Annotated in this window: 22 protein-coding genes and 1 pseudogene; 13 read left to right on the top strand and 10 right to left on the bottom strand. The window is 57.9% G+C overall.

Features of this window, described 5'->3' with window-relative positions:
• Nucleotides 1-116: 116 nt before the first annotated feature.
• The 5 genes and pseudogenes from preA to C3Z11_RS07865 form a co-directional block, all read right to left on the bottom strand.
• Nucleotides 117-1,451 carry an NAD-dependent dihydropyrimidine dehydrogenase subunit PreA gene (preA, locus tag C3Z11_RS07880; RefSeq protein WP_262927297.1) on the bottom strand — a complete coding sequence of 445 codons (1,335 nt, stop codon included), beginning with the start codon at nucleotides 1,449-1,451 and terminating at the stop codon, nucleotides 117-119.
• Nucleotides 1,448-2,362, bottom strand: coding sequence for an FAD-dependent oxidoreductase (locus C3Z11_RS07875; RefSeq protein ID WP_262927331.1), 915 nt, complete (start codon nucleotides 2,360-2,362; stop codon nucleotides 1,448-1,450). Before C3Z11_RS07875 ends, preA begins: the two co-directional genes overlap by 4 nt.
• A gap of 141 nt (nucleotides 2,363-2,503) precedes the next feature.
• Nucleotides 2,504-2,815 (bottom strand): annotated as a pseudogene (locus C3Z11_RS17275) (dihydropyrimidine dehydrogenase); the annotation flags it as partial.
• Nucleotides 2,816-2,871: 56 nt separating this feature from the next.
• Complete coding sequence (gene hydA / locus C3Z11_RS07870) at nucleotides 2,872-4,311, bottom strand: dihydropyrimidinase (RefSeq protein ID WP_106477382.1); 1,440 nt, start codon at nucleotides 4,309-4,311, stop codon at nucleotides 2,872-2,874.
• A gap of 181 nt (nucleotides 4,312-4,492) precedes the next feature.
• Nucleotides 4,493-5,359: a nitrilase-related carbon-nitrogen hydrolase gene (locus C3Z11_RS07865; RefSeq protein WP_106477381.1), complete on the bottom strand. Its 867-nt coding sequence runs from the start codon at nucleotides 5,357-5,359 to the stop codon at nucleotides 4,493-4,495.
• 610 nt (nucleotides 5,360-5,969) lie between these two features.
• Between C3Z11_RS07865 and C3Z11_RS07860 the strand changes: the two genes are divergently transcribed.
• The gene (locus tag C3Z11_RS07860) at nucleotides 5,970-7,460 is read left to right on the top strand and encodes an NCS1 family nucleobase:cation symporter-1 (RefSeq protein WP_106477380.1); all 1,491 of its coding nucleotides are present in this window, start codon (nucleotides 5,970-5,972) and stop codon (nucleotides 7,458-7,460) included.
• Between the two features lie 74 nt (nucleotides 7,461-7,534).
• Here the strand turns inward: C3Z11_RS07860 and C3Z11_RS07855 are convergent, their stop codons facing one another.
• Complete coding sequence (locus tag C3Z11_RS07855) at nucleotides 7,535-8,881, bottom strand: peptidoglycan DD-metalloendopeptidase family protein (RefSeq protein WP_317450659.1); 1,347 nt, start codon at nucleotides 8,879-8,881, stop codon at nucleotides 7,535-7,537.
• A 919-nt stretch (nucleotides 8,882-9,800) separates the two neighbouring features.
• Here C3Z11_RS07855 and C3Z11_RS07850 point away from each other — a divergent pair.
• On the top strand, nucleotides 9,801-10,763 hold the full coding sequence (locus C3Z11_RS07850; protein WP_106477378.1) for a LysR family transcriptional regulator: 963 nt from the start codon (nucleotides 9,801-9,803) through the stop codon (nucleotides 10,761-10,763).
• Nucleotides 10,764-10,836: 73 nt separating this feature from the next.
• A complete protein-coding gene (locus tag C3Z11_RS07845; protein ID WP_106477377.1) occupies nucleotides 10,837-11,841 on the top strand; it encodes a glutathione S-transferase family protein in 1,005 nt (334 codons plus the stop codon).
• Between the two features lie 6 nt (nucleotides 11,842-11,847).
• Here the strand turns inward: C3Z11_RS07845 and C3Z11_RS07840 are convergent, their stop codons facing one another.
• Nucleotides 11,848-12,303, bottom strand: coding sequence for a YaiI/YqxD family protein (locus tag C3Z11_RS07840; protein WP_106477376.1), 456 nt, complete (start codon nucleotides 12,301-12,303; stop codon nucleotides 11,848-11,850).
• Between the two features lie 458 nt (nucleotides 12,304-12,761).
• On the opposite strand from C3Z11_RS07840, the gene C3Z11_RS07835 reads away from it, so the two are divergent.
• From C3Z11_RS07835 to C3Z11_RS17270, 3 genes are all read left to right on the top strand, one after another.
• Complete coding sequence (locus tag C3Z11_RS07835) at nucleotides 12,762-14,498, top strand: DEAD/DEAH box helicase (RefSeq protein ID WP_106477375.1); 1,737 nt, start codon at nucleotides 12,762-12,764, stop codon at nucleotides 14,496-14,498.
• Between the two features lie 138 nt (nucleotides 14,499-14,636).
• Complete coding sequence (locus C3Z11_RS07830) at nucleotides 14,637-15,560, top strand: DMT family transporter (protein ID WP_106477374.1); 924 nt, start codon at nucleotides 14,637-14,639, stop codon at nucleotides 15,558-15,560.
• 78 nt (nucleotides 15,561-15,638) lie between these two features.
• Complete coding sequence (locus tag C3Z11_RS17270) at nucleotides 15,639-15,755, top strand: 30S ribosomal protein THX (RefSeq protein ID WP_106477373.1); 117 nt, start codon at nucleotides 15,639-15,641, stop codon at nucleotides 15,753-15,755.
• Nucleotides 15,756-15,949: 194 nt separating this feature from the next.
• On the opposite strand, the gene C3Z11_RS07820 is transcribed toward C3Z11_RS17270, so the two are convergent.
• The gene (locus tag C3Z11_RS07820; protein WP_106477372.1) at nucleotides 15,950-17,344 is read right to left on the bottom strand and encodes a GntP family permease; all 1,395 of its coding nucleotides are present in this window, start codon (nucleotides 17,342-17,344) and stop codon (nucleotides 15,950-15,952) included.
• A gap of 88 nt (nucleotides 17,345-17,432) precedes the next feature.
• Nucleotides 17,433-18,392, bottom strand: coding sequence for a D-erythronate dehydrogenase (gene denD, locus C3Z11_RS07815; RefSeq protein WP_106477371.1), 960 nt, complete (start codon nucleotides 18,390-18,392; stop codon nucleotides 17,433-17,435).
• A 220-nt stretch (nucleotides 18,393-18,612) separates the two neighbouring features.
• Here denD and C3Z11_RS07810 point away from each other — a divergent pair, with 220 nt between their 5' ends.
• The 6 genes from C3Z11_RS07810 (at nucleotide 18,613) to nfi (ending at nucleotide 23,880) form a co-directional block, all read left to right on the top strand.
• A complete protein-coding gene (locus tag C3Z11_RS07810; RefSeq protein ID WP_106477370.1) occupies nucleotides 18,613-19,371 on the top strand; it encodes a FadR/GntR family transcriptional regulator in 759 nt (252 codons plus the stop codon).
• Complete coding sequence (ltnD, locus tag C3Z11_RS07805; RefSeq protein WP_449577901.1) at nucleotides 19,319-20,329, top strand: L-threonate dehydrogenase; 1,011 nt, start codon at nucleotides 19,319-19,321, stop codon at nucleotides 20,327-20,329. The genes C3Z11_RS07810 and ltnD overlap by 53 nt, the downstream gene beginning before the upstream one ends.
• A 2-nt stretch (nucleotides 20,330-20,331) precedes the next feature.
• Entirely contained in the window at nucleotides 20,332-21,597 is a 1,266-nt protein-coding gene (gene otnK, locus C3Z11_RS07800) for a 3-oxo-tetronate kinase (RefSeq protein ID WP_106477369.1), read from the top strand.
• Nucleotides 21,579-22,253 (top strand): 3-oxo-tetronate 4-phosphate decarboxylase, encoded by a 675-nt coding sequence (gene otnC, locus C3Z11_RS07795; protein ID WP_106477368.1) that lies wholly within the window; start codon nucleotides 21,579-21,581, stop codon nucleotides 22,251-22,253. The genes otnK and otnC overlap by 19 nt, the downstream gene beginning before the upstream one ends.
• A gap of 35 nt (nucleotides 22,254-22,288) precedes the next feature.
• Nucleotides 22,289-23,068: a 2-oxo-tetronate isomerase gene (gene otnI / locus C3Z11_RS07790; protein WP_106477367.1), complete on the top strand. Its 780-nt coding sequence runs from the start codon at nucleotides 22,289-22,291 to the stop codon at nucleotides 23,066-23,068.
• Between the two features lie 107 nt (nucleotides 23,069-23,175).
• Nucleotides 23,176-23,880, top strand: a complete 705-nt coding sequence (gene nfi / locus C3Z11_RS07785; protein ID WP_106477763.1) for a deoxyribonuclease V — start codon at nucleotides 23,176-23,178, stop codon at nucleotides 23,878-23,880.
• A 74-nt stretch (nucleotides 23,881-23,954) separates the two neighbouring features.
• Here the strand turns inward: nfi and C3Z11_RS07780 are convergent, their stop codons facing one another.
• On the bottom strand, nucleotides 23,955-24,995 hold the full coding sequence (locus C3Z11_RS07780; protein WP_262927296.1) for an alpha/beta fold hydrolase: 1,041 nt from the start codon (nucleotides 24,993-24,995) through the stop codon (nucleotides 23,955-23,957).
• 144 nt (nucleotides 24,996-25,139) lie between these two features.
• Between C3Z11_RS07780 and C3Z11_RS07775 the strand changes: the two genes are divergently transcribed.
• Nucleotides 25,140-26,216, top strand: coding sequence for a lactonase family protein (locus tag C3Z11_RS07775; protein WP_262927295.1), 1,077 nt, complete (start codon nucleotides 25,140-25,142; stop codon nucleotides 26,214-26,216).
• Nucleotides 26,217-26,228 lie beyond the last annotated feature (12 nt).

Below are 26,228 nucleotides of genomic sequence, written 5' to 3'. Positions count from 1 at the left end.
CTTGTTAATTGTCCTTCGACCCCTGACTAGCGCGTGGGCATAAAAGCTCTAATGAAAAAGCCCCAGCACGGTGCCGGGGCTTGGTTTGGCATGCAGTTGTCGCAGGTGACGTCTGTTTACATTGCAGCGGCGGGTTCCTGCACTTCGCGGTGCGGGTTGCGCGGATCCTGAGTCCAGTTCATGTAGGGCCTGCCGGTCTCGACGGCGACCATGTCGATGCAGCCCTCGACCGGGCAGGTGATCTGACACAGGTTGCAGCCGACGCAGTCCGCTGCCTTGACCTCGTAGCGGCGCGTGCCGTCATCGAGCCGATAGTGGGCGATAGCCTGGTGCGAGGTGTCCTCGCAGGCGATGTGGCAGCGCCCACACTGAATGCACTTGTCCTGATCGATGTGGGCGATCGAGACATAGTTCATGTCGAGATACTTCCAGTCGGTGGTGTTGGCCAGCGCACGGCCGCTGAAGTCGCCGATCCGTGCATAGCCGTGCTCGCCCATCCAGCGCGCCAGGCCGTCCTTCATCTCCTCGACGATGCGGAAACCATGCAGCATCGCTGCAGTGCAGACCTGCACCGAACCAGCGCCGAGGGCGATGAACTCGGCTGCGTCGCGCCAGCTTGAGATACCGCCGATGCCGGAGATCGGCAGCCCTTGAGTCGCCGGGTCGCGGCCGATCTCGGCGACCATGTTGAGTGCGATCGGCTTGACCGCCTCGCCGCAGTAGCCGCCGTGAGTACTGCGTCCGCCGACGATGGGGTGGGCGACCATGCGATCAAGATCAAGTGAGGTGATCGAATTGATGGTGTTGATCAGTGACACCGCGTCGGCGCCGCCTCTGAGCGCAGCGCGGGCCGGGGCACGAATGTCGGTGATATTAGGGGTCAGCTTGACGATTACCGGTTTGGAGTAATATTGCTTGCACCAGCGCGCAACCTGCTCGACCAGATCAGGGTTCTGGCCCACGGCTGCACCCATGCCGCGCTCCGGCATGCCGTGGGGGCAGCCGAGGTTGAGCTCGATGCCGTCGGCACCGGTCGCTTCGATCAGCGGCAGGATCGTGCGCCAGGCTTCCTCCACGCAGGGCACCATCAGCGAGATGATCAGTGCGCGGTCGGGCCAGTTGCGCTTGACCCGCTCGATCTCGCGCAGGTTGAGCTCAAGCGAACGGTCGGTAATCAACTCGATGTTATTGAGACCCATCACCTGGCGATTGCGCCCATAGAGCGCCGAGTAGCGTGACGAGACGTTGACCGCGGGTGGATCCTCACCGAGGGTCTTCCAGACTACGCCACCCCAGCCGGCGGCGAAAGCCCGTTCAACGTTGTAGGCCTTGTCGGTGGGCGGCGCCGAGGCGAGCCAGAAGGGATTTGGCGCCTTGATGCCAGCGAAGTCGATGCTCAGGTCGACATCGTTGGTGCTATCGATGATGCCGGAAACGTTTGTTGCCATCATGCGGCCTCCGCCTTGCCCATCAGTTCGAAGTGGATCGCTTCAGCGGCGAGCTTGCCGTGCTGTACCGCCTCGACGGTCAGATCCTGTCCGAGGTTGACGCAGTCACCACCGGCGTAAACGCCGGGTAGCGAGGTGCGAAACGCATCATTGACGCGAATGCGGCCGCTGTCGCGGGCCAGCGTCTGTGCCTGCATGTCACTCAGCGCCTCGACATCGAATGCCTGACCGATCGCGGTGAACACTGCCTGGGCAGCGATGTCGAGCGTCTCATCGCTCGCTTCGAGCCGGCCATCGGCAGCAAGCCGCGTGCGCGTGAAGCGCATCCCGGCGACATGGCCTTGATTGTCGAGCAGTATGCGCTCCGGCTGGGCGTAGGTGACGAGACGTACGCCGGCGTCGCGGGCGATCGCCTGTTCATGTGGGGTGGCCGTCATATGTTCGATGCCGCGGCGGTAGACCAGCGTCACCTCTTCGCTGCCGAGGCGCTTGGCCTGGACGGCGATGTCGATGGCAGTATTGCCAGCGCCGATCACGATGGCGCTTGCCGGCACCGGCAGGTCGGTCAGATCTGCGCTCTGGCGCAGTACGCGAATATAGTCGGTGGCGGCGGTGGCGCTAGCATGGGAAGACTCGTCGAGTGCCAGCGCGCGGCTGGCCTGCAGGCCGAGGGCGAGGAATACACGGTCGAACTCGCGCCTCAGCGTGGCAAGCTCAAGCCCGCGGCCCAGTGCTTGGCCGTAGCGGATTTCGATACCCCCAATCGAAAGCAGAAACGCAACTTCTTCCTGGGCGTAGTTGTCGGTGAGCTTGTAGCGGGCGATGCCGTATTCGTTGAGGCCGCCGGGCTTGGCCTGGGCTTCGAAGATCACCACGTCGTGGCCGTGCATGGCAAGACGGTGAGCACAGGACAAACCCGCTGGACCGGCGCCAACCACGGCGATGCGTTTGCCCGTCATAGGGGCGCGCTCGAACGGGTGCCGACGGAAGGTCATGCCGTCGATGGCGTGGCGTTGCAGCAGCGCGATCTTGACTGGCTCGGCTTCCTGATCGTAGTTACGTACGCAGGCGCGTTCGCAGAGGATTTCGGTAGGACAGACCCGCGCGCAGCTGCCGCCGAGGATGTTGGCGTCGAGGATCGTCTTGGCCGCGCCGTTGAGATTGTCATACGCGATCTGGCGAATGAACTTGGGCACGTCGATGCCGGTCGGGCAGGCCTCGACGCAGGGGGCATCATAGCAGTACAGGCAGCGCTCGCTCTCGATCTCGGCCTGGCGCGGCGTCAGCGCCGGATGGAGGTCGGTGAAGCGGCTGGCCAGCTCGGCGGCGCTGGCCGCCGAGCGGGGCAGGTGGTTCAGCTTGTTCATCACGGTTCCAGCCTGTTGTTGTTGGTGGCTTGTTGTTGGAACTTGCCAAGCGGACGTTAGCGCACAACCGCTTTAGGCGTGGCCAGCTCGTTGCGCTTCCTAAGCGAGTCGTAGAGGCCCGGATAGGGCGGACGATCAACGTAGCGGCCGGCGCCGCTCTCGGCGCGCAGTTCACCGTCGCTCCATACCAGCTTGCCGCGGCTGATGGTATGGCGTGGAATGCCGGTAACCTCAAGGCCTTCGAAGATGTTGAAATCGATGTTCTGATGATGAGTCTTGGCCGACAGGTTGCGTTTGCCGTGCGGGTCCCAGACGACAAGGTCGGCGTCGCTGCCGACGCTCACCGCGCCCTTGCGCGGGTAGAGGTTGAAGATCTTGGCGGTGTTGGTGGAGGTGACGGCGACGAACTCCTGCATCGAGAGCTTGCCTGCGTTGACGCCGGCGTCCCACAGCAGCGCCATGCGATCCTCGACGCCGGCGGTGCCGTTGGGAATCTTGGTGAAGTCGTCGCGTCCCATTGCCTTCTGTTCAGCGCAGAAACAGCAGTGGTCGGTGGCGGTGGTCTGCAGGTTGCCGGAGCGCAGGCCGTTCCACAGCGCCTCCTGATGGCCCTTGGGCCGAAACGGCGGACTCATCACGTAGGCGGCGGCAGTGGCCCAGTCCTCATTCTGGTAGACGCTATCGTCGAGCAGCAGATGGCCGGCAAGCACCTCGCCGAACACGACCTGGCCGCTAGCGCGTGCCGTGGTGATCTCGTCTAATGCGTCCTTGGTCGAGACATGCACCAAATAGACCGGCGCGCCAAGCGTGCCGGCGATGCGAATCGCCCGTCCGGCAGCCTCGCCTTCCACTTGGGGCGGACGTGACAGTGGGTGCGCCTCCGGTCCGGTGATGCCCTGGGCGAGCAGTTTCTGCTGCAGATGGGCGACCAGGTCGCCGTTCTCGGCGTGGACGTTGGGCACGGCACCGAGTTCGAGGCAGCGCGTGAAGCTCTCGACCAGAATATCGTCGGTCGCCATCAGCGCGTTCTTGTAGGCCATGAAGTGTTTGAAGCTGTTGACGCCGTACTCGCGCACAAGCGTGCCCATCTCTTCGGCGACGCTGTCGGCCCACCAGGTCACGGCGACGTGGAAGCTGTAGTCGGCGGCGGCTTTCTCCGCCCAGCCGCGCCAGGTTCGATAGGCCTCAATCAGCGACTGGCCAGGGTTGGGGATCACGAAGTCGATGATCATCGTCGTGCCGCCGGCCAGCGCCGCGGCGGTACCGGTATAGAAGTCCTCGCTCGCCGTCGCGCCCATGAACGGCATCTGCATATGGGTGTGCGGATCGATACCGCCGGGCATCACGTATTGCCCTTTGGCGTCGACAATTTCGGCGTCAGCCGGCGCGTCGAGGTCGGGGCCGACCGCGATGATCGTGCCGTCTTCACACAGTACGTCGGCGCAGAAGGTAGTATCATGGGTGACGACGGTGCCGCCACGGATCAGTAGTGTCATGATCTGTCGAGCCTCATTAATTGTTATTGGTCATGCATGGAGGTCTAGCCTGGAAGTTGTCGAGCGAAGCTGAGACAAGGCGAACAAAGCCGAAAGCGCGGAGTTTACAAGGGGTAAATGAGCACCTTGAGGCTTTGTTCAACGCCGTATCGGCAAGCGCAGACACTTCCGGACAGACCGATTATTCGCCGTCGGTCAGACGCCTATAGGTCTCCGGCCGGCGGTCGCGGAAGAACTGCCAGCTGTTGCGAATCTCGCGCACTTCGCCAAGATCGATATCGTGAATTAGCAGCTCGTATTCGCTGGCGCTGGCCTGGGCAACGATCTGACCGCGCGGGTTGCAGATGTAGGAGCTGCCGTAGAATTCGCCGATGTCCCACGGCGCTTCGGTGCCGACGCGATTGATGGCGGCAATGAAGCAGCCGTTGGCGGCAGCGGAGGCAGGCTGTTCCAGCTCCCATAGATACTGTGAGACACCGGCAACAGTCGCGGAGGGGTTGAAGATCACTTCGGCACCGTTGAGCGCCAAGGCGCGCCAGCCTTCGGGGAAGTGGCGGTCATAGCAGATATAGACGCCAATTTTTCCATAGGCGGTATCGAATACAGGCCACTCTGACTTGCCGGGCTTGAAGAAGAACTTCTCCCAGAAGCCGGCGACATGGGGAATGTGGGTCTTGTGATACTTGCCGAGGTAGTTGCCGTCGGCGTCGATCACCGCCGCGGTGTTGTAGTAGACGCCGGGCATTGCTTCTTCGTAGAGCGGCACGATGATCACCATCTTGTGCCGGGCGGCATATTCGCGCATCAGAGTGACGGTCGGGCCGTCGGGCACACGTTCGGCGGCGGCATACCACTTGGCGTCCTGGCTAGGGCAGAAGTAGGGCTGGTTGAACACTTCCTGGAAGCACAGCACCTGTACGCCCGCTGCTCCGGCCTGATCGATCAGTGGCAGGTGCGCCTCGTTCATGGCGTCACGGATCGCCTCGGGGGAGAGATCGATGCTGGCCTTGAGACGCATCTGAATCAGGCCGATCTTGAGTTTTTCCATCTGTCGCTCCGTTGGTTGTTATTAATAGACGGTTGCGGATTGCTTGGGCCAAAAAATGGCTTCTTGTGCTATCGGTTGTTTTTTATTTTCTGACTGGTGAGTCAACTTTACTTGAATCTAATAACTGAATCGGGATGAAGGCAAGTCTTTTTTAAAATCAGCTCAGGCATAGCGGTAGCTTTTGTAATTGCATAATTATTAAAGAATTTATTGAATGATTGCAGGATTTGTGCGGTTTTGGTGCTGGCTTGAATCAAAAAGGTGAAGTAGTTAAATATTTAAAAAGAGAGCATATTTTATTAAGTCAAAGTCAATTATCTGTATTTGATTAAACTTACTGCACCTTTATGAACAACATTAATAACGTTAATGGTTGATGTTTTTTTGCGCTTAAGCGCTGCACTTTGGCATAGCGGCAACCCATGTTGCCGCAGTTAACGCAAGAGTTAACGCGGTGGTCAACTTATGGTTTAGCTGTAATAAGGACACACAAAATAGGACGACCATGATGTGGTCAGTGCGTTAATGACAGGGATAGGCATGTTTATTGCGTGGCAATGATCGAGGCGATTCATTCTCGGTTTCGATCCTGACCATGAGGACAACAATAATGCCAGTTGCAAGAGCCCAGACCGTTCATTCGCCAGAACTCGTTGAAACGCCCCTCAACGACCGCAGGATACTCGACAGCCCACGCTTCAACCACGATATCGCGCCCACGCGGCTTACAGAACGCAGCTGGACGAAGTGGCATATTGCCGCGCTGTGGGTCGGGCTTTCGATTTGCGTGCCGACGTATACGCTAGGCGGTATTCTGACCGCTTACTTTGGCCTTTCAGTGGGTGAGGCGCTGATCACCATTCTGATTGCCAATATCGTCATTCTGATCCCGCTGACGCTCAATGCCTTCCCTGGTACCAAATTCGGCATTCCGTTTCCGGTCGTGCTTCGCTCGTCGTTCGGCATCCTCGGCTCCAACGTGCCGTGTCTGATCCGTGCATTGGTCGGCTGCGGCTGGTTTGGTATCCAGACCATGTTCGGCGGTCTCGCCATCCACCTGCTACTTTCGGCATTGTTCGAGCCGTGGCAGGCGCTGGGCGGTACCGGCGAGGTGATCGGTTTTTTCCTCTTCGCAGCGATGAACCTTTACATCGTGATCAAGGGGGCGGAGTCGATCAAATGGCTCGAGACGCTGTCGGCGCCGCTGCTGCTGCTCGTGGCGGTGGGGCTGCTGGTCTGGGCGCTGCCGCATATCTCGGTCAGTGAACTGCTGGCGCAGCCGCCGTCGCGCCCCGCCGGCGAACCGGTATATGGCTACTTCTTCGCCGGCCTGACGGCGATGGTCGGCTTCTGGGCGACATTGTCGCTGAACATTCCCGACTTCAGCCGCTATGCTAGGAGCCAGAAGGACCAGATTGTCGGTCAGATCATCGGTTTGCCGTTGACGATGTTTTTGTTCGCGGCACTCGGCGTGGTGATGACGGCGGCGTCCAGCTCGCTGGTAGGGGAAACGATTGCTGATCCGGTCAATCTGATCGGGCGTATCGACAGCACTGGCTGGGTGGTGGTGGCAATGATTCTGATCGTGATCGCGACGCTTTCGACCAACAGTGCCGCCAACGTAATCTCGCCGACAAACGATTTTCAGAACTTGGCCCCGAAACTGATCAATCGCACGGTCGGCGTATTGATCACAGGCGCGGTAGGCGTCCTGCTAATGGGCTACGACCTGCTGCAGAAGCTGGGTGTGATCACCTCCAACGTATCGTTGGAAAGCCTCTATTCTAATTGGCTGCTCGGTTATTCAAGCCTTCTCGGCCCCATTGCCGGGATCATGGTGGTCGATTACTTCCTGATCAAGCGTCAGGAGCTCGATGTGGCAAGCCTCTATATCGATGGCGGGCGCTATCCGGCCTATAACCCGGCGGGATTCGTCGCGTTCCTGCTGCCCGTCGCATTGACCGTTTTTTCGCTGCTTAGCGGGACGATGCAATGGTTCTACGATTACGGTTGGTTTACCGGCTCGCTACTCGGCGGGGCAACCTTCTGGATCGCAAGCGTGATGATAACCAAGCCGAGTGTGGCGATGGCGCGCGGGTGACCCTACTTGCCCAAACGAGAAACGCCCCGGATTCCCGGGGCGTTTTCATGTGGCTTTGGCTCATATCGCAGTGATCAGCTTTCGTTGTCGTGATCATGCTTTTGGGTGCTGGCGACAGCACGGGCATTGTCAGCGGTATCCAGCTTGGCGATAAGTTGCTTGCTCTTTTTCTTGAAGACTGCCAGTTCCTTTCCTGACAGCAAATGGCCATCAGGCAATTTGACACGCATGGCGTCGACTTGCCGATTATTGACCATGACTTCGTAGTGTATATGGGCGCCTGTGCTACGGCCGGTATTGCCGGAAAGCGCGATGCGCTCATCCATCTTGACACGTTCGCCTTTCTTGACCAGCGGTTTTGAAAGGTGCAGATAGCGTGTCTTGTAGCCATTATCATGGGCAATGACGATATAGCGCCCTGCGGCGGGATGGTTGCCCACCTTGATGACACGACCATCTCCCGTTGCAAGTACAGGCGTGCCTACAGGTGCTGCAAAGTCCGTACCCAAGTGCGGGCTTATGCGTCCGGTGACCGGGTGGCGGCGCTTGAGATTATACGGCGAGCTGATGCGGTAGTGGCCGCGGAAAGGATAGCGTTCAAAGGCAGTGTCGAGCCCTTTGCCTTCCGGTGTATAGAAATGATCGTTGTGACGTAACACGGTAATGTCGGCACGTGTGCCTTCATAGTGCGCCGCGAGGATACGAGAATCCAGCGGCTTGCCGTCGATCATGTCGGATTCAACCAGCACCTGGAAGCGGTCGCCCTGGCGCGCATCGCGCTGGAAGTTAACCTTCTTGCTGAGGATCTTGGTCAGCTCAGCCACTTCCGCGCTTGAGAGTCCGGTTGACTGGGCAGAAACACCGAAGCTGCCTTCAAGCGTTCCTGCGAACAGACGCTGAGTGGCTTGCGAGGCGCGTTTGACATCCGAGTATTCAAATTCGCTCTCGGCGTTGTTGCGCTCGAGCAGATAGCCATCACGCGAATTTTTCATTACTTTCAGCGCGAGCAGCTGGCCATGTTCATCGAGCATGTAGTCGATATTGCGGCCAACGCGAAGATTGGTCAGTACCTTCTTGTTCGGTACGATTTTAAGCAGGTTCATCACTTCACTGTAGCCAAGCCCGAGGCTACGCTCGGCCATGACGGCAAACGTGTCACCATTTTGAACGGTATATGTTTGCCATTCAGGAACGTAGGTTTCCTTGGCAACAATCTCGTCGCTTAGATCTGTCTCGCCGTCCGAAACATCATCCAGCTCGACCGGGTCAGAGGAGAACTCGCCGGAAGAATCAATGCCCAGAAGGCTGCTGAGTTTAACCACAGAGGCCAATGCCGGCTTGCTCAGCGGTGTCTCGGTAGCCTGTGCATCATGACTTGCCGCTGCCGGATTTTGTACAACCTCAGCAAAATCGGTGGGCACAAGTGAGGGTTGTATCGTTTTTCCAGAAGCGTTCGCGCTCGGCTCGCTTGGACTGTTCGTCGTTGACGCGTCTGTCGTTGAAGCGATTGTCGCCAAAGCGTTTGTCTGAGCAGGCGCGGTAGATTCAGCCGGTGCTGACGGGAGCGTTGTCAGATTTTCGATCCGCAGCGAACTGGCATCGGCCGGAGAAACGGGAAGCGCCGCCTGTTGGATATCGGCAACGAGGGGTGAAGAAGTAACTGTATACTTTTCGATAAGCTCGTGCGCGCCCAGCACAGTGACCATAGTGGTTACAGGTAAAAGCAGTAACCTATGGGGGCGGGGCAGCGAATGGAGAATTCGCAACATAAAAGGCCATATAAAAATTAAGGTGAAGAAGAAAAGGCTCGCTCACCTTAACCTAACGACCTGAATGTGCAAAGACCCTATTAGGAAGAAAAAAGGCTCTTTTTAAGCTTAGTAATAGCTATAAAGTCTGATGTACAACTATTGTTTAATTGGTCACTGGCGTTGCTTAGCTGTTCTCGGCGCTTGTTGTGATGAATGGGGTCATATAAAGGAAAGAGAGGTTGTTACTTTATTTTAATGGATAAATTGAAATGAGCTTTTTATGTATCTGATAACCGGATGCAATCCACTTTATCAAAAAGACTTTACCTTACTTGACGTTTGCTCGGGTAAAGCAGCACTGCATGGAGCAGTTAATGCAATATTCATGATTCATGAAATGTCAAAAATATAAATGGTATAACGGAAAATTGGATGTAAGTTGTACAAGTTGAAGTGATATGTTCTTGATAGGATCAAAGCAGGCGCAAAATATCCACCGTCTCAGTACGCTTATGTCGCTTTTTTCGAAAATTGAAGGCATGGTTTTACTAGTTGCTTTCGATTTTTTGCGAGGATAAAGGATGTCGCTATGGCGCGAGTGACATTAGCACAGTGGCAAATGTTGGCGGCGGTCGTGGATCATGGGGGCTTCGCCCGTGCCGCGGACATGATTCATAAAAGCCCATCGACAATTAACCATGCTGTCCACAAGCTGGAAGAACAACTGGGCGTACGCTTGCTCGAGACTGTGGGGCGTCAGGTGAGGCTGACCGAGCAGGGGGGTATGTTGTTACGCCGTGCCCGCCAGCTGCTGGAAGGCGCTGATGCGCTTGAGTCGGTAGCGTCAAGTCTGGCTGGCGGACTTGAAGCCGAAATATGTTTGGCAGTGGACCAGATATTTCCCTCAGACGCGCTTTCATATGCACTGGCGCGCTTTTCCGAACGATTCACTCATACGCGTATTCAGCTTTTTGAAACCGTGCTAAACGGCGGCGTCGAACTTCTCCGGGATGGACGCGTCGATCTCATGATCAGCGGTATCGTCGCGTCGGGCTTTCTAGGAGAGCCTCTGGTGACGGTGCGCTTTATTGCCGTGGCGCATCCGGAGCATCCCTTGCATAAACTCGAACGTCCACTCGACCTGCGTGATTTACGCCACCATCGCCAGATAGTGATTCGTGACTCGGCACAGCGCCAGTCCAGCGATTATGGTTGGCTGAAGGCTGAGCAGCGCTGGACGGTCAGCCATGTGGCGACCGCGCTCGATATGCTTGCGCGTGGTCTTGGGTTTGCCTGGGTGTCAGAAACAAGGCTTGCTGAGATGCTGGTGAGCAACCGCGTCAAGCCGTTGCCATTGACGGCCGGGGCGGTACGCGAGATTCCGATACAGCTGTTCTTTCGTGACGCTGATGGTGCTGGTCCGGCCACACATGCCCTGGCTGATGCGCTGCGCGAATCGGTCAGCCTGTGCCGAGGGCACCATCAACCTGCTGCGTCTGCCCATGCGATGGTATCGACTGATACCTCCGCTACTACGGCGCGCGAACGCTGAGTGGGGCGACTACGCTGACACGTCCTTGAACATATAATGCACGTGTAACAAGCAGCACGTGGGGAGAAAACCGATGGGATTGCTGGTTAATGGTGAATGGCGTGATCAGTGGTATGACACCAAGAGTCACGGCGGTGAGTTCGTGCGGGACTCGGCCAAGTTGCGAGACTGGGTTACCGATGATGGGGCTGCAGGACCAAAAGGGCAGCCAGCGACTCGTGCCGAATCCGGGCGCTTTCATCTCTATGTTTCACTCGCCTGCCCATGGGCGCACCGCACCCTGATCATGCGTCGGCTCAAGGGCCTTGAGGCGCATGTCGGCGTGTCAGTCACCAGTCCTTACATGCGTGATGAGGGCTGGACTTACGAGCGAAGCGAAGGCTCAACGGGCGATCCGATCAACGGGGTCAAACGTCATTACCAGCTTTATACCCTGACCGAGCCGCACTACAGCGGGCGCGCTACCGTGCCGGTACTGTGGGACAAGAAGAAGAACTGTATCGTCAACAACGAGTCGTCCGAACTGGTGCGCATCTTAAATGACGCCTTCGACGGGATTACTGACAACGATCTCGATTTCTATCCTGAGCCGCTGCGCGAACGGATCGATGCAATCAACGCACGGGTCTATGACGAGATCAATAATGGTGTCTACAAGGCGGGCTTTGCGACCGCACAGGACGTGTATGAAAAGCACGTCACGACGTTATTCGAAGCGCTTGACTGGCTGGAAGAGCTGCTTGATACGCAGCGCTACCTGGCCGGTGAGTACCTGACTGAAGCCGATATTCGTCTATTTACCACGCTGGTGCGCTTCGATGCGGTCTACTATGGCCATTTCAAATGCAATCTGCGGCGCATCGACGATTATCCCAACCTCTCGAATTATCTGCGTGAGCTCTACCAGTGGCCGGGGGTCGAGGAAACGGTCGATTTCGATCATATCAAGCGCCATTACTATGGTAGTCATCCGACTATCAATCCGACCGGCATTGTGCCCAAGGGGCCCATTCTGGAGCTCACTCGCCCTCATGATCGTGAACGTCTGGAGGGCAAGGGCGTCTATAGGCACAGCTAGGCAGCATCAGGCCTGTCGCATCTTTGCCAATTGGCGGTCGAAGGCGTTGGCAAATTCCCGAATATCGCGTTCGGAAAGCGCCTTGGGGCCGCCGGTATGTTCTCCGCTGGCGCGCATTGTTTCCATGAAATCTCGCATGTTCAAGCGGGCACGAATGTTGTCCAGCGTTAATGCCTCTCCGCGTGAGGTCAAAACCACCGCACCTTTGGCTAGCGCGTCACCGGCCAGCGGCAAGTCTGAAGTAATGACGAGGTCACCGGGTTCGGCACGCTCAACGATTAAATTGTCGGCCGCGTCTGCTCCGCTGGGTACGGACAGAGATTGGACCCAGGGGGAACGGGGCACCGGTAGCTGGTGATTGGCTACCAAGCGGGTGGGGGTCGAGGTGCGTTCGGCAGCGCGAATAATGACGTCGCGAACTGCCTTGGGGCAAGCGTCGGCGTCAACCCAGATAGTTGGCATTGAAGGCGGTATCCTGAGAGCAAGTGTAAAAAAGCATGCACGCTAAACATTACTATGGTAGTATGCCTGCTCCTCGCATGTGTAGACCCTACCATCCTGCTGATTCGATCCCCTGCCAATATCTGTTGAAGATATCTGAGCATATGCAATCGGGGCGAGTCTCCGAGAGCGCACTGGTATGCCGAATGGTTCGGCATAGACCACTAGATAGTGCGCCAAGATGCATAGATGGATAGCGCTTGCCATACCTTTTTAATAGGCTGGCGCGCGACGGTCGCCACACGCTGCGTGTGTCGTTACAGCCATATTCCTGCACAAGAGCAGGATTGCTGAGCGGCACCAGGTGCGACCCGGCTTTCCCAAGCGCTTAGACAAAGCGTGTCACGAAGGCCACGACATTCTTCTCGCCGATGACTGTTGCCACCATAGAGTGACCAGCTCGGCTCATAAGGTGTGATATGACCTCGAATTCTGTTGCCTCGCCGAGCTTCGGCGACCTGGCGCTGTTGCCTGCTGTTCTTTCTTCACTTGATTCACTGGGTTACGAAACCCCGTCACCTATTCAGGTGCAAACTATTCCTTCGTTACTGGAAGGCCGTGACCTGATCGGTCAGGCGCAAACCGGTACCGGCAAGACTGCGGCTTTTGCATTGCCGCTGTTATCACGGCTTGACCTGAGCCGTCGCGAACCGCAGGTGCTGGTGCTTGCACCAACGCGTGAGCTGGCTCAGCAGGTCGCTGTAAACTTCAGCCGTTACGGGCAGAACATTGAAGGGTTGGGTGTAGTCACGCTGTGTGGCGGTCAGGAATACCGTGAACAGCTGCGCGGCCTGAAAAACGGCGGCCAGATCGTTGTAGGCACGCCTGGACGTGTAATTGATCACCTTGATCGTGGTTCTTTGAGCCTTGAAGGCCTCAACGCGCTGGTACTCGACGAAGCCGACGAAATGCTGCGTATGGGCTTTATCGATGACGTCGAGCGTGTAGTCAAGGACACGCCCAAGAACGCTCAGCGTGTGTTCTTCTCCGCGACCTTGCCGTTTGCGATCGAGAAGATCGTTAACCGTTATCTAGTGGATCCGGTCAAGGTCCAGATTGAGTCCAAGGCCGCCACTACGACGATTTCACAGCGGGTTTGTCGCGTTGAGGGCAGTGCCAAGATCGAAGCGCTGTCCCGTATTCTGGAAGTCGAACCGGTTGATGCGGCGATCGTTTTCGTACGTACTCGTGCAGCCTGTACCACATTGGTTGAACAGCTCTCTGCGCGCGGTATTGCGGCTGCAGCGCTGTCAGGTGATCTGGATCAGAGCCTGCGTGAACGTACCGTCATGCGCCTCAAGAAGGGCAAGATCGACGTGCTGATCGCCACTGATGTCGCTGCGCGCGGTCTTGACGTGCCGCGTATTACGCATGTTATCAATTTCGATCTGCCGCACGATACCGAAGCCTATATCCACCGTATCGGCCGTACTGGCCGCGCCGGTCGCGAAGGCGTGGCAATCACGTTTGCCGGTTTCCGCGAGTCGCGCAAGATTCGCTCTGTGGAGCAGGCGACGGGGCAGAACATCGAAGTAATGGAGCTTCCGGATGAGAAGACCATTCGCGAGCACCGTGACAGTCGCTTCAAACTGCGTGCTGAAGCTGCACTGGACAAAGGCGCTGAAAACCAGCGCGCCTTGGTGGAAGGGCTGATTGAGCAGGGCTTCGATCCGATCGAGCTGGCGTGTGCCTTTGCCAGCCTTGCTCGCGCCGATGAAACGCCGGTGCGTGAATTGCCCAAGGCTGATCCACGCCGCGAGCGTACTAGCGGTGGAGAGCGTCGTGACAGCCGTGGTGAAGGTAAGCCGCCACGCCGTCGTGAAAGCGGCCCGAGCGAAGGCATGACTCGCTACCGTGTCGCCGTAGGTCATCGTGACGGTGTCAAGCCGGGCCAACTGGTTGGTGCGCTGGCGAACGAAGGGGGTATCGAAGGTGCTCGTATTGGTCGAATCGATATTCGTCAATCGCACAGCATCGTCGAGTTGCCGAGCAGCCTGCCGGGCACGATCCTGACCAAAATGGCGCGTGCTCGCGTCAGTGGCAAGCCGCTTGAAATCAGCGAAGACCAGGGCCGCGCCGAGCGCAGCACCGGTCGTCCCCCGGAGCGTCGTCGCGAGCGCAGCGATGAGCGTCCGCGTCGTCAGCAGGCGTCATGATCGCTAGCTAGATTAAGTGCGTCGAAAGCCGGAGACATTGTCTCCGGCTTTTTTTATGTCTGGATGCGGCGAAAATTATGATCTCATCTGTGGTAAAAGCATCGGATAACTGCTGAATATCGAAGAGAAAAGAAAACCATGGCCTTGTCCGATGCTGTAAGACTGCTGATGCTATCCGCCATGTGGGGCGCCAGCTTTCTGTTCATGCGCATTGCCGCGCCCGTACTGGATGCTATTCCGACGGCGTTCTTTCGCGCCCTGTTCGCTACTCTTGCCCTAATTGCTTTGCTGCTTGTGATGCGTTCGCGCTGGGTCTTTCGAGGCAAGTTTGGGCTGATGCTGTTGATCGGCGCGCTTAATTCCGGTGTGCCATTCGCCTTGTACTGTACGGCAGCCAAGCTGCTCCCGGCCGGTTATTCGGCCATTTTCAACGCGACTACGCCAATGATGGGCGTGCTGATCGGCGCGGTGTTCTTTCATGAATCGCTGACCTTTGCCAAGGCATTGGGCGTGGTGCTTGGCCTGGGTGGCGTCGCGATACTGGTAAATTCAGGGCCGGTCGCTGTCGATGGAAACCTGTTGCTGGGCGCATTGGCCTGCCTGGGGGCGGCGACCTGCTATGGCCTTTCCGGCTTTTTGATTCGGCGCTGGATTACCCAAAAGGGCGGCCTGGATAGCCGGCTCCAGGCGGTCGGAAGCCAAGTGGGGGCAACGCTGGTATTGTTGCCGTTCTTTGCTATCGAGGTGGGGAGGACCTCTTCATTCGCGCACTGGCACGTGCCGCAGGTCTGGGGCGCGCTCGCCATATTGGGCATCGTCTGTACCGCACTGGCCTATATCCTGTTCTTTCAACTGATTGCCAACGTAGGTCCCATCAAGGCTTATACCGTTACTTTGTTAGTGCCTCCTTTCGGTGTATTGTGGGGCGCGCTGTTGTTGGATGAAAAGGTCACGCTCGCGCACTTTGGCGGTGGAGTATTGATTGCGATGTCGCTGTGGCTGATTCTGTACAATACGCAGGAAATGAAAACCGTAACGCCAGTCACGGAGGAGCGGACGTAACACTTTACTGTTTTCATTTATCTACTAGGGTGTAAAAGTGGAGTATTTTTTGAGTTAGCTGTTTTCAGGAGGAAGTCCATGGCAAGGGGTGATCATCGCAGTAAGCGGGGTAAGATCGCACGTGGCACGTATGGCCGCCGTCGTCCTAAAACATTGCGTCAGAAACTGCGCCGGCTGAAACGTACTGCTGGATGACAGCTCGTAGAAAAGCGCCTCCCAGTCGGGAGGCGTTTTTTTGATTGATCGATTTTTGAAGCGAGATACCCATTGACCGGGGCGGGGTCACCCTCGAATAGGTAATAGAACAGCTCATGAGTCGTGAACCGGGAAGAACTCGCACACCCGAGCGCGCACGTTGGTAATCTTCATCATGGTGCTCTTGGGATCAGTTACCCGATAAATGCATTGGCGATCAGCAGCGCAACCAGCGCAGCTGCCCAGCCCAGCGTGGTCGGCACCGACAGGACGAGCAGCTGGTGCTTGGCAGTCTTGACGCCGAGCATGCGATTGACGACCCAGAAGTAGCTATCATTGAAATAGCTGAAGAACAGCCCACCAAGACAGGCGGCTTGAGCGGCCAGCACCATATTGACATCAGGTATCACGGCCAGGATCGGCGCTGAGATCGACGCGCCAGTAATCATCGATACCGTGCCGCTGCCCTGTACGAAACGCACCAGAGTGGCAATCACGAAGGGAATCAGAAACGGCGGGAGCGCCAGCGCGGCGACATGAACGCCGATATAATCGCCGGCACCGCTGGCGCGCAATACCGCGCCCAGTGCGCCACCGGCGCCGGTCACCAGCAAGATGATGCCAGCGCTTTCCACCCCTTTTTCAAGATGGGTCAGTACCTCGTCACGCGGCATCTTCGGTACCAGACCATAGACGGCGACCAGTACGCCGATCCCGACAGCAATAACCGGATTGCCGAAGAAAACCACAATCTGGCCAATGAATGACTGCTCGATACTGAAACCTTCGTTCAGTCCGGCAACGGCGCTGACCAGTGTATTGAGAAAGATCAGGGCTATCGGCAGGGCGATCGGCAGTACCGAACGTAATAGCGAGGGCAGATCCTCTTCAGCGTGCGGACGGGCTACTGGGTCCGTATTTGGCTGAAGCGAACCAGGCGCATCACGCGCGATCATTGCTTCGATGCGCGGCCCCATAATGCGCGCATAGAGCACCATCACGATCAAGGCTGGCGCGGTAAATACCAGCCCCCAAGCGATCATTAGCCCGATATCCACGCCAAAGATGCCAGCCACGCCCAGCGGGCCCGGCGTCGGTGGTACCGCGCTGTGGGTGACGGCCAATCCCGAGGCGAGCGCGATGCCCAGCGTCAGGATCGAGCGGCCGCTATTGCGTGCCAGCGCCCGCACCAGCGGATTGAGAATCACATAGGCGGAATCGCAGAAGATCGGGATCGAGACGATATAGCCGGTCAGCGCCATCGCCCAATCCTCGCGCTCCTTGCCGAGCAGCTTGAGGATCGAATAGGCCATGCGCTGCCCCGCGCCCGATACCTCAAGAATTCTTCCCATCATCACGCCAAAGCCGATGACCAGACCGATGGTCGACAGTGTCGTGCCGAAACCGGTGGTAATCGCGCTGATTACGGCATTGGGCGGCATCCCGCCGATCAGGCCGGCGATCGAGGCGGCAATAATCAGCGCAAGCAGGGCATGAACGCGGGTTTTCAATACCAGCGCGATCATGACGAAAATAGCGATGCCCAGGCCGATGATGACTTGCGGGCCGGCGACAGCGGCGTCTGTCATGGCGGCGTACTCCTTGGATATTGTGGTGACGGGCGTTGAACGTTGTCATGCAATGCAAAGGTATGGGGTTGAGGCAACTGAGCAATGCTTACTGCCGGCCATACTCCTCGATGTAAGCATGCACCACGGCATCGAAATCATTGTCGGCCTGAAAGCCGAGGGCGAGGGGGCGCTGTATCTCCAGTCCGCCCGGCCAACTGGCGACGATTTTTTCGATGACGGCATCGGGTTCGAAGCGCACACGCTGACGCGCTGCCGTGCCGGCCTGGCGTTCGAGCGCATCGAGCATCTCGGTCACGGTGACGGTAATGCCGGGCAAGTTGAGCGTACGCCAGTCACCGAGCGACCCGGCGGGTAATGTCAGCGCATGAATCAGATTGGCCACCACGGCGCGTGGCGAGGAAAGCCACAGCGGCAGGTTCGCATCGACCGGGCAAATGGCTTCAAGCCCGGCCAGCGGCTCGCGGATGATAGCGCCGGCGAACGACGAGGCCGCCTTGTTGGGTTTACCGGGACGTACCACGATGGTCGGCAGGCGGCAGACGCGCCCATCGATGAAACCGCGCCGACTGTAATCATTGACCAGCAGCTCACCGATGGCTTTCTGGGCACCGTAGGAGGAACGCGGCTGTGGACCGACCGCTTCGGCGACCGGCTGCGACAGGCCGGGGCCGAACACGGCAAGCGAACTGGCAAACAGGAAACGCAGCGTACGTGGATGGGTGCGGCAGGCTTCGAGCAGCGCGCGGGTCGCATCGAGATTGACGCGCATGCCTAACTCGAAATCGGCTTCGGCCTGCGAGCTGACGACAGCGGCCATGTGGCAGACGGCAACTGTGTCTTCGCCAAGTGCACCGGCAATCAACGCCATATCGGCAATATCGCCCGTCAATGATTCGACGCGCTCATCATCAACGGGGCAGGGAGCAAGATCGAGTGAGGTGATGCGTGTGATGGAATGGCCATCAATGGTTTGATGGTCATCGAGCAGCCGCTGGATCAGCCGTGCTCCGATAAAACCGGCGCCGCCGGTAACAACAATATGCATGAAAACCTCCTTCGCTGGGTTGCCTTGATCGAAAGACGTATTGTGCGGACAATCCTTATTTGTAATGTTGTCTGACAAATTTATTGAGGGAGCAAGATCGCCATTAGTCTCGCGCCCTTAGTCGTATACTGATAGACGCCAAAATCACCGTGTCCCGCCGCCGCCCAGCGACTATTACGCAGCTGGATGGGTGAGGGGGCTGGAAAGAAAGTGAGCTGACATGACAGGCGTTAAAGAAACGCTGCCGGAACGCAACCCGCAACTATCTGAACAGGTCGCGCAACAACTGACTGAAGCGATTCATGCCGGTGAGATGCGCCAAGGCGAACGTTTGCCCACCGAGGCGGAGCTTGGAGAGCGTTTCGGCATCAGCCGTTCGGTAGTACGCGAGGCGATATCGATGCTACGTAATGCGGGGCTGGTGACGTCCCGGCGCGGCAGTGGCAGCTTTGTCGCCGAGGCGCCGATGGTAGCGCTCAAGCTACCGATTCCGGACAAGTCGTTTCAATCAGTTGTCGGTCTACTAGAGCTGCGGCGTGCACTGGAAGTCGAGGCGGCACGGCTGGCGGCGCACAGACGTACACCATCGCAGCTGCGCCGGATTCGCAACGCCATGGCCGATATCGACGAAGCCGTCGAAGCCGGCCATACGGGCGTTGAGCAGGACATGGCCTTTCACCGCGCCATTGCCGAGGCCTCAAATAATGAACACTTCATCGCCGTGATCGATTTTTACAACCGGTTTCTCCATCACGCGATCACTGTGACGCGCACCAACGAGGCATGTCGTGCACAGTTCATGGCGCAGGTGGTGGAAGAGCACGAGGCGATCCTTAAGGCGATCACCCAAGGTGATGGCGAGGCGGCCGCCCACGCGGCCGCTTGTCATCTGGATCATGCTCGGTGGCGCTTGACTCAGGCACCAGATGATCTGCTCAAGCGAGTCGAATCACAGGAGCGTGATGCGCCAGCCAATTGAGTCAACCATGAAAGCGACAGGGAGAAAAAGGATGGCGGAAATGAATCGGCCGCGAGTCGGCGTGATCGGGCTCGGCTCGATGGGCATGGGCATGGCGCAGTCACTGCTGCGTAGCGGCTTTGATACCTGGGGCTGTGATTTACGTGCCGAGGCGCGCCAGACTTTCGAAGCCGCAGGTGGGCAGGTGGTATCGGCTCCCGATGAGATGGCAGCGCAGATCGATGTGGTGATGATCGTGGTCGTCAACGCTGAGCAGACCCGTGACGTACTGTTCGGCGCGCACGGTATTGCTGCCGGCCTCGCGCCGGGCAGCGTCGTTATCGCCTGTGCGACCTGCGCACCGGAGGCGGTCGCCGCGCTGGGCGATGATCTTGCCGAACGCGGCCTGCTATTGCTTGACGCGCCCATCTCAGGTGGCTCGGTCAAGGCCGCCCAGGGCGCGTTGACCGTCATGGCGTCGGGCCCGGCTGAGGTGTTTTCCAAGGTGGAAAACGTGCTCGACGCAGTGGCCGCCAAGGTCTATCGATTGGGCGAAAAGCCAGGGCAGGGGGCTCAGGTCAAGCTGGTCAATCAGCTGCTGGCCGGTGTACATATCGCCGCTGCTGCTGAGGCGATGGCCTATGGCATCCGTGGCGGCTGCGATCCGCAAACGCTTTATGACGTGATCACCCAGAGCGCTGGCAATTCCTGGATGTTCGAAAATCGTGTGCCGCACATTCTCGCAGGCGATTACACTCCGCATTCCGCTGTCGATATCTTCGTCAAGGATCTTGGCCTAGTCTTTGATACCGCCCATCGTGACAAATTTCCGCTGCCGCTCACCGCGCAGGCATTGACCATGTTTACTCAGGCCTCGGCGCAAGGCTATGGGCGTGAAGACGATGCTGCTGTAGTGAAAATCTTCCCTGGCGTTGCACTGCCTGACCGCGCGGCCAACGACAGCGCTGAGGAGGGTTGAGCATGCCGATTCTGGGCTGTATCGCCGACGATTTCACCGGCGCCACCGATCTGGCAAGCATGCTGGTCAGCGCCGGGATGCGTACTATTCAAACGATTGGTGTGCCACAGGAGGCAATGGAAGAGCGAGCCGACGCCGTAGTTGTCGCGCTCAAGTCGCGCATGATTCCTGCTGAAGACGCGGTGGCGCAGTCGCTTGATGCGCTGGCATGGCTTAAGGCACAAGGCTGCGAGCAGATCTATTTCAAGTATTGTTCGACCTTCGATTCGACGCCCGCAGGCAATATCGGCCCGGTCACCGATGCGCTGATGCAAGCGCTCGGCACCTCGTTCACCATTGCCTGCCCGGCACTGCCAGCCAATAAGCGCACCGTTTATAACGGCTACCTGTTTGCCAATGACGTCCCTCTCAACGAAAGCGGCATGCAGGATCATCCGCTGACGCCAATGACAGATGCCAATCTTGTCCGTGTGCTTGGCGCACAGACGCGTCATGACGTGGGCCTGATCAACTATGCCACGGTCCGCCAGGGCGCGGATGCGGTGCAGCGGCGCATGCTGGCGCTCAAGGAGTCCGGTGTCGGCATTGCGGTTTGTGATGCGATCGACAACAACGATCTGCATGTGCTCGCGCGTGCCTGCCGCGGTTTGCCGCTGGTAACGGCCGGCTCGGGATTGGCGCTTGGGCTGCCAGCTAACGTGACAGAGCGTCTTAATCATTGCGATGACGCCGCTGCGCTGCCGGCCATTGCCGGGCGCGAAGCGATTATCAGCGGTAGCTGTTCACGCGCCACGCTTGAACAGGTCGAACGAGCACGCCAGCACTATCCGAGCTTTCACGTCGAGGCGCTGGCGCTGGCCGACGATTATGAGCGTGTCGTAGAGAAAGCCTTGAAACTCAGCGAAGAACATCTCTCCGCGGGGCCGGTGCTGATCTATGCCAGTGCGTCGCCTGACGAAGTCAAACAGGCCCAGGCGAAGCTCGGCGTGAGTGACGCGGGTGCGCTGGTCGAGCGTGCGCTGGCCGAGATTACCCAAGCGATGGTCGCACGTCAGGGCGTACGGCGGCTGTTGGTCGCCGGGGGTGAAACCGCCGGTGCGGTGGTCGGTGCGCTGGGCGTGCAGGGACTGCGTATCGGGCCGAGCATCGACCCCGGCGTGCCGTGGACGACCACAATCGGTACGCGTGAACCATTAGCGTTGGCGCTCAAGTCGGGCAACTTCGGCGCGCCGGACTTCATGACCAGGGCATGGGGGATGCTGCCGTGACAATGCTCAATACTTCGACTGAGGAAAACCGCCTGCGCGAGGAGATCGCCGAGATTGGCCGCTCGTTTCGCCAACTGGGCATGGCGCCGGGCACTTCCGGCAATATCAGCGCCAAGCTCGATAACGGCTGGCTGATGACACCGACCAACGCCAGCCTCGGCGCACTCGACCCGGCCGAAATTTCCAAGCTCGACTGGGACGGCAACCTGATCACGGGCAAGCCGCCAACCAAGGAGTCATTTCTGCATCGCGCCTTTTATGATCAACGTGCCGATGCTGGCGGCATCATTCACCTGCATGCCACGCACTCTTCGGCAGTGTCGTGTCTGAATGGTCTTGATCCGCATTCCTGCTTACCACCGATTACGCCCTATTTTGTGATGCGGGTCGGGCGGCTGCCGCTGATTCCGTATTATCGGCCTGGCGACCCGGCCCTTGGCGAGGCGGTGCGCGAGTACGCTGCCAACTACAGCGCGGTATTGCTGGCCAATCACGGCCCGGTCGTTGCCGGCAAGACGCTGGAGGCGGCGCGCAACGCGATTGAGGAACTTGAGGAGACGGCCAAGCTGTTTCTGTTGCTGCGCCAGCATGACGTACGCACGCTGAACGAAGACGATATCGAGGCGCTGCGTCAGGCATTCGGCGCAAGCTGGTAAGTACCACAGTGCAATCACAGGAGAGTGCGAGAGTCATGCCCCGTTTTGCAGCCAATCTCACCATGATGTTCAACGAAGTGCCATTCATGGAACGCTTCGCACAGGCCGCCGTCAACGGTTTTGGCGGCGTCGAGTTTCTCTTTCCTTATGCGTTTGCTGCCGAGGACATCGCGGAGGAACTCAAGCGCCATGATCTGACCCAGGCGCTGTTCAATTTGCCACCGGGCGATTGGGAGGCGGGCGAGCGTGGTATCGCCGCGCTGCCGGGGCGCGAGGCGGAGTTCCGCGACAGCGTCGAGACTGCGCTGGACTATGCCTTGACGTTGAACTGCAAGCGCGTGCACGCCATGGCGGGACTGGCGCCAGAAGGCCTCTCACGACGCAAGCTCAAGGAGACGTATCTCAATAATCTGCGCTTTGCCGCGCAGCGGCTGGGCGAGCATGGCATTGAACTGCTGATCGAGCCGATCAATACGCGCGACATGCCAGGCTATTTTCTCAATCATCAGGCCGAGGGGCATGAGCTCGTCGCGGAGTTAAATGAGCCCAACGTGCGCGTGCAGATGGACTTCTACCACACCCAGATCATGGACGGTGATATCTGGAAGACCTATCAGCGTTACCGTGACACGGTTGGCCATATCCAGATTGCCGGTGTACCGGAACGCCATGAGCCGGATAGCGGCGAGGTCAACTATGCCTGGTTGTTTGCACAGCTCGATGCGCAGGGCTATGACGGCTGGATCGGCTGCGAATACAAGCCGCGTGGCGAGACAGTGGCTGGCCTTGACTGGTTCGCGCCTTACCGGCGCTGAGCGGCCTAAAGTCAGGGACAAGATCGCCTGTCTCGATGGCCTGCACCTGGGCTTTTGGCTGGCGAGCAAAGCGTAGTGGCACAATCAACTATATTGAATCGGCAAGGATGCAGATCAATACAAAGGAGGAAGATGTGCCGGTACTACATGAATGGAGCGTTGATCCCACCGAGGCCATCGAGCTGCAAAAGCAACTCGCGCCGCGCGTTGAGCGCGAAAATCGTCTAGGCGAGGTGCGTCATATTGCCGGAGTCGATATCGGCTTCGAGGATGAAGGCAACACGACGCGAGCCGTCATCGTGGTGATGACCTATCCGGAATTGGAAATTGTTGATCAGGCCCTTCACCGTGCACCGACGCAGATGCCGTATATTCCAGGACTTTTATCATTTCGTGAATTACCGGCGGCGCTTGAGGCTTATGCGCAGCTAACGGTGCAACCTGATCTGATCATGGTGGATGGCATGGGCATCGCCCATCCACGTCGGTTGGGGATCGCCGCGCATTTGGGGTTATGGCTCGATATGCCAACTATCGGCGTCGGTAAAAGCCGCCTGTGTGGCCGCTACGATGACGTGCCCGAAGAGAAAGGCGGCTGGGTGCCGCTGGTCGATCGCAAGGAAACCATCGGCGCTGTGCTGCGGACTCGTGAAAAAATCAAGCCGCTATTCATTTCAACCGGCCATCGCATTGATCTCGACACCTCGGTGGACTGGGTGATGCACTGCCTGACCCGTTACAAGCTGCCCGAGCCGACCAGGCAGGCGGATCGTATCGCGTCAAGGCGTACGGTTGCGCTACGCCAATCATGAATTAATGGGATGCACCTGTGCGGAAGCGGTGACTATCCATTCGCGCCCCGGCCTTCGTCGGGGCGCGATGCGTTTTATTTTTCCTGCGGTTCTTTTTCCAGACCACTGAGCAGGACCTTGTTGAAGCGTTCCGGTGCCTGAATTTGTGGCGAGTGGCCGAGATCAGGAAATTCGATCAGTCTCGCCTCAGGAATACGCGCCGCAACCTGCTCACCCAGCACATCATAATGGCCTAGCTGTTTTTTGACTTCGGGCGGAGCGAGCTGCTTGCCAACAGCGGTATTGTCCTGTTCGCCGATCAAGAGCAACGTCGGTACCTTCAGATCATCGAACTCATAAACCACCGGCTGGCTATAGATCATGTCGTAGGTCAGCGCCTGGCTCCAGGCATTGATCTCTTTGCCCTCGCCGCGGTACATCCCGGCCTGCATTTCGACCCAGCGGTCATAGCGTGGCTCCCACGTGCCGGCATAGTAGGTGGACTGCTGATAGTTGCGGATCTTTTTAGCCGTGGTGTTCAGCTCACTCTTGTACCAGTCATCAATGCTTTGCCACGGTACGCCCTTGGCTTTCCAGTCTTCGAGTCCAATCGGGTCGACCAGTACCAGTTGCTCGGTGTCGTCGGGGTACATCAGCGCATAGCGGGTGGCGAGCATGCCGCCCATCGAATGGCCCATTATCGTCGCATGCTTGATGCCGAGTGAGTCGAGCAGGGCATGGGTATTGGCGGCCAGCTGTTGGAAGCTGTACTGATAGCGCTCAGGCTTGCTCGATTTGCAGAAACCGATCTGATCGGGAGCGATGACGCGGTAGCCGTTCTGCGTTAGCGCCTCGATGGTGTTCTGCCAGGTCGCACCGCAAAAATTCTTGCCATGCAGCAGCACGATGGTTTGTCCGTTTGCCTGACCTTCCGGGGCGATATCCATATAGGCCATCTGCAGCTTCTGGCGTTGGGAGTCGAGATCGAAGTATTTGACCTCATAAGGGTAATCAAAGCCTTCAAGTCGTGGCCCATAGACAGGAGCATTGCTGGACGTATCGGCAAGCGCATGGGCAGGTAATACGACAGGCAGAGTAAGCGTCATGGCTAAAACGGGCCAAAGGCGGCGAGGCATCGGGCGACTCCTGTAAGCGGTTCATAGAAAAAGGGGGGCTTGCTCTAGGTTAGCCTACATTGCTGCGTGGGCGCTTAAATCGCAATTAACGTATGATCTGAGCATATGCCCAATCACTGCATTAACCAGGGAGGGAATAGTGCCATGAATGAATGTCATCTGTTAGTTGGTACCTATACGCAGGGTCAAAGTGAAGGTATCCATCGTTACCGCTTCGAGGCTACCACCGGTAGATGTGAGGAAAAAGGCGTAACGACCACGCCTAGTCCGTCCTATCTGGCCATTGCCCATGACCAGCGTTTTGTATTTGCGGTCAATGAAATCGGTAGTGATCGTCCGGGTGAGGTCAGTGCGTTTCGCTTCTATCCGCGTACCGGTGAACTCACGTTTATCAACAAAGTGTCTTCACAGGGCGCCGATCCCTGTTATGTCAGCGTCTCCCCTGATGGTCGTTATCTCTTCATCGCCAACTATAGCGGCGGCAGCCTGGCCGTAATTCCGGTCGATGAAAGCGGACGCCTTGACAAGGCGGTGCAGGTGATCGAATTCGGGGGTGGCAGCCGTGTCGATCCTGAGCGTCAGGAGGCGGCACATATTCACTCGACGGTCGTCTCGCCGGATAGCAAGTATCTGTTCGTAGGGGATCTCGGCAACGATAAGCTCTACCGCTTCACTATCACCGATGATGTTCGGCAGCCGTTACATGAGGAATCAGCCGTCCATTTACCGGTCGATCCTGGCAAGGGGCCACGGTTGATGCATTTTAGCCCTGATGGTCGGTTTGCTTATCTGATCGGTGAACTCGACGGTGATATCGATGTGCTCGCCTACGCTAATGGTGAGCTTGAAAAAGTGCAGAGCGTCAACATGGCGCCCAAGGGTGTGCATACGCTAAAGCATGGCGGTGCGGAAGTGCAGATGTCACCTGATGGCAGGTTCCTGTATGCGTCCAATCGCGGTTCACAAAATGAGATCGTGATCTATGCCGTTAATGCTGAAAACGGCATGCTGACCCTACAGGGGCATGAATCGACCCGGGGTGAAACGCCGCGCCATTTTACCCTCGACCCCAGCGGTCGGTTTCTTCTGGTCGGCAATCAGGACAGTGGCCACATCGCTGTTTTCAAGCGCGACATCAACAGTGGTTTGCTGCAAAAAACGCCTGAAATAATAGAGTTGGATGATCCGGCCTTCCTGCTGATGGTGCCTGTCGCTGGCTAACGCGGCACGTTC

It is taken from the genome of Phytohalomonas tamaricis (assembly GCF_003012345.1).
GTDB lineage: Bacteria > Pseudomonadota > Gammaproteobacteria > Pseudomonadales > Halomonadaceae > Phytohalomonas > Phytohalomonas tamaricis.
Note: the sequence above shows the minus strand (reverse complement) of the source record. Positions and strands in the feature narration are given on the sequence as shown.

What these genes read in the sequence shown, in the direction of transcription:
- C3Z11_RS07810 (WP_106477370.1), top strand. Translation starts at nt 18,613, where the DNA reads ATGACAGGCGTTAAAGAAACGCTGCCGGAACGCAACCCGCAACTATCT.
- C3Z11_RS07835 (WP_106477375.1), top strand. Translation starts at nt 12,762, where the DNA reads ATGACCTCGAATTCTGTTGCCTCGCCGAGCTTCGGCGACCTGGCGCTG.
- otnK (WP_106477369.1), top strand. Translation starts at nt 20,332, where the DNA reads ATGCCGATTCTGGGCTGTATCGCCGACGATTTCACCGGCGCCACCGAT.
- C3Z11_RS07780 (WP_262927296.1), bottom strand. Translation starts at nt 24,995, where the DNA reads ATGCCTCGCCGCCTTTGGCCCGTTTTAGCCATGACGCTTACTCTGCCT.
- nfi (WP_106477763.1), top strand. Translation starts at nt 23,176, where the DNA reads ATGCAGATCAATACAAAGGAGGAAGATGTGCCGGTACTACATGAATGG.
- C3Z11_RS07850 (WP_106477378.1), top strand. Translation starts at nt 9,801, where the DNA reads ATGGCGCGAGTGACATTAGCACAGTGGCAAATGTTGGCGGCGGTCGTG.
- C3Z11_RS07830 (WP_106477374.1), top strand. Translation starts at nt 14,637, where the DNA reads ATGGCCTTGTCCGATGCTGTAAGACTGCTGATGCTATCCGCCATGTGG.
- C3Z11_RS07860 (WP_106477380.1), top strand. Translation starts at nt 5,970, where the DNA reads ATGCCAGTTGCAAGAGCCCAGACCGTTCATTCGCCAGAACTCGTTGAA.
- preA (WP_262927297.1), bottom strand. Translation starts at nt 1,451, where the DNA reads ATGATGGCAACAAACGTTTCCGGCATCATCGATAGCACCAACGATGTC.
- hydA (WP_106477382.1), bottom strand. Translation starts at nt 4,311, where the DNA reads ATGACACTACTGATCCGTGGCGGCACCGTCGTCACCCATGATACTACC.
- C3Z11_RS07845 (WP_106477377.1), top strand. Translation starts at nt 10,837, where the DNA reads ATGGGATTGCTGGTTAATGGTGAATGGCGTGATCAGTGGTATGACACC.
- denD (WP_106477371.1), bottom strand. Translation starts at nt 18,392, where the DNA reads ATGCATATTGTTGTTACCGGCGGCGCCGGTTTTATCGGAGCACGGCTG.
- C3Z11_RS07840 (WP_106477376.1), bottom strand. Translation starts at nt 12,303, where the DNA reads ATGCCAACTATCTGGGTTGACGCCGACGCTTGCCCCAAGGCAGTTCGC.
- C3Z11_RS07865 (WP_106477381.1), bottom strand. Translation starts at nt 5,359, where the DNA reads ATGGAAAAACTCAAGATCGGCCTGATTCAGATGCGTCTCAAGGCCAGC.
- ltnD (WP_449577901.1), top strand. Translation starts at nt 19,319, where the DNA reads ATGATCTGCTCAAGCGAGTCGAATCACAGGAGCGTGATGCGCCAGCCA.
- C3Z11_RS07775 (WP_262927295.1), top strand. Translation starts at nt 25,140, where the DNA reads ATGAATGAATGTCATCTGTTAGTTGGTACCTATACGCAGGGTCAAAGT.
- otnC (WP_106477368.1), top strand. Translation starts at nt 21,579, where the DNA reads ATGGGGGATGCTGCCGTGACAATGCTCAATACTTCGACTGAGGAAAAC.
- otnI (WP_106477367.1), top strand. Translation starts at nt 22,289, where the DNA reads ATGCCCCGTTTTGCAGCCAATCTCACCATGATGTTCAACGAAGTGCCA.
- C3Z11_RS17270 (WP_106477373.1), top strand. Translation starts at nt 15,639, where the DNA reads ATGGCAAGGGGTGATCATCGCAGTAAGCGGGGTAAGATCGCACGTGGC.
- C3Z11_RS07820 (WP_106477372.1), bottom strand. Translation starts at nt 17,344, where the DNA reads ATGACAGACGCCGCTGTCGCCGGCCCGCAAGTCATCATCGGCCTGGGC.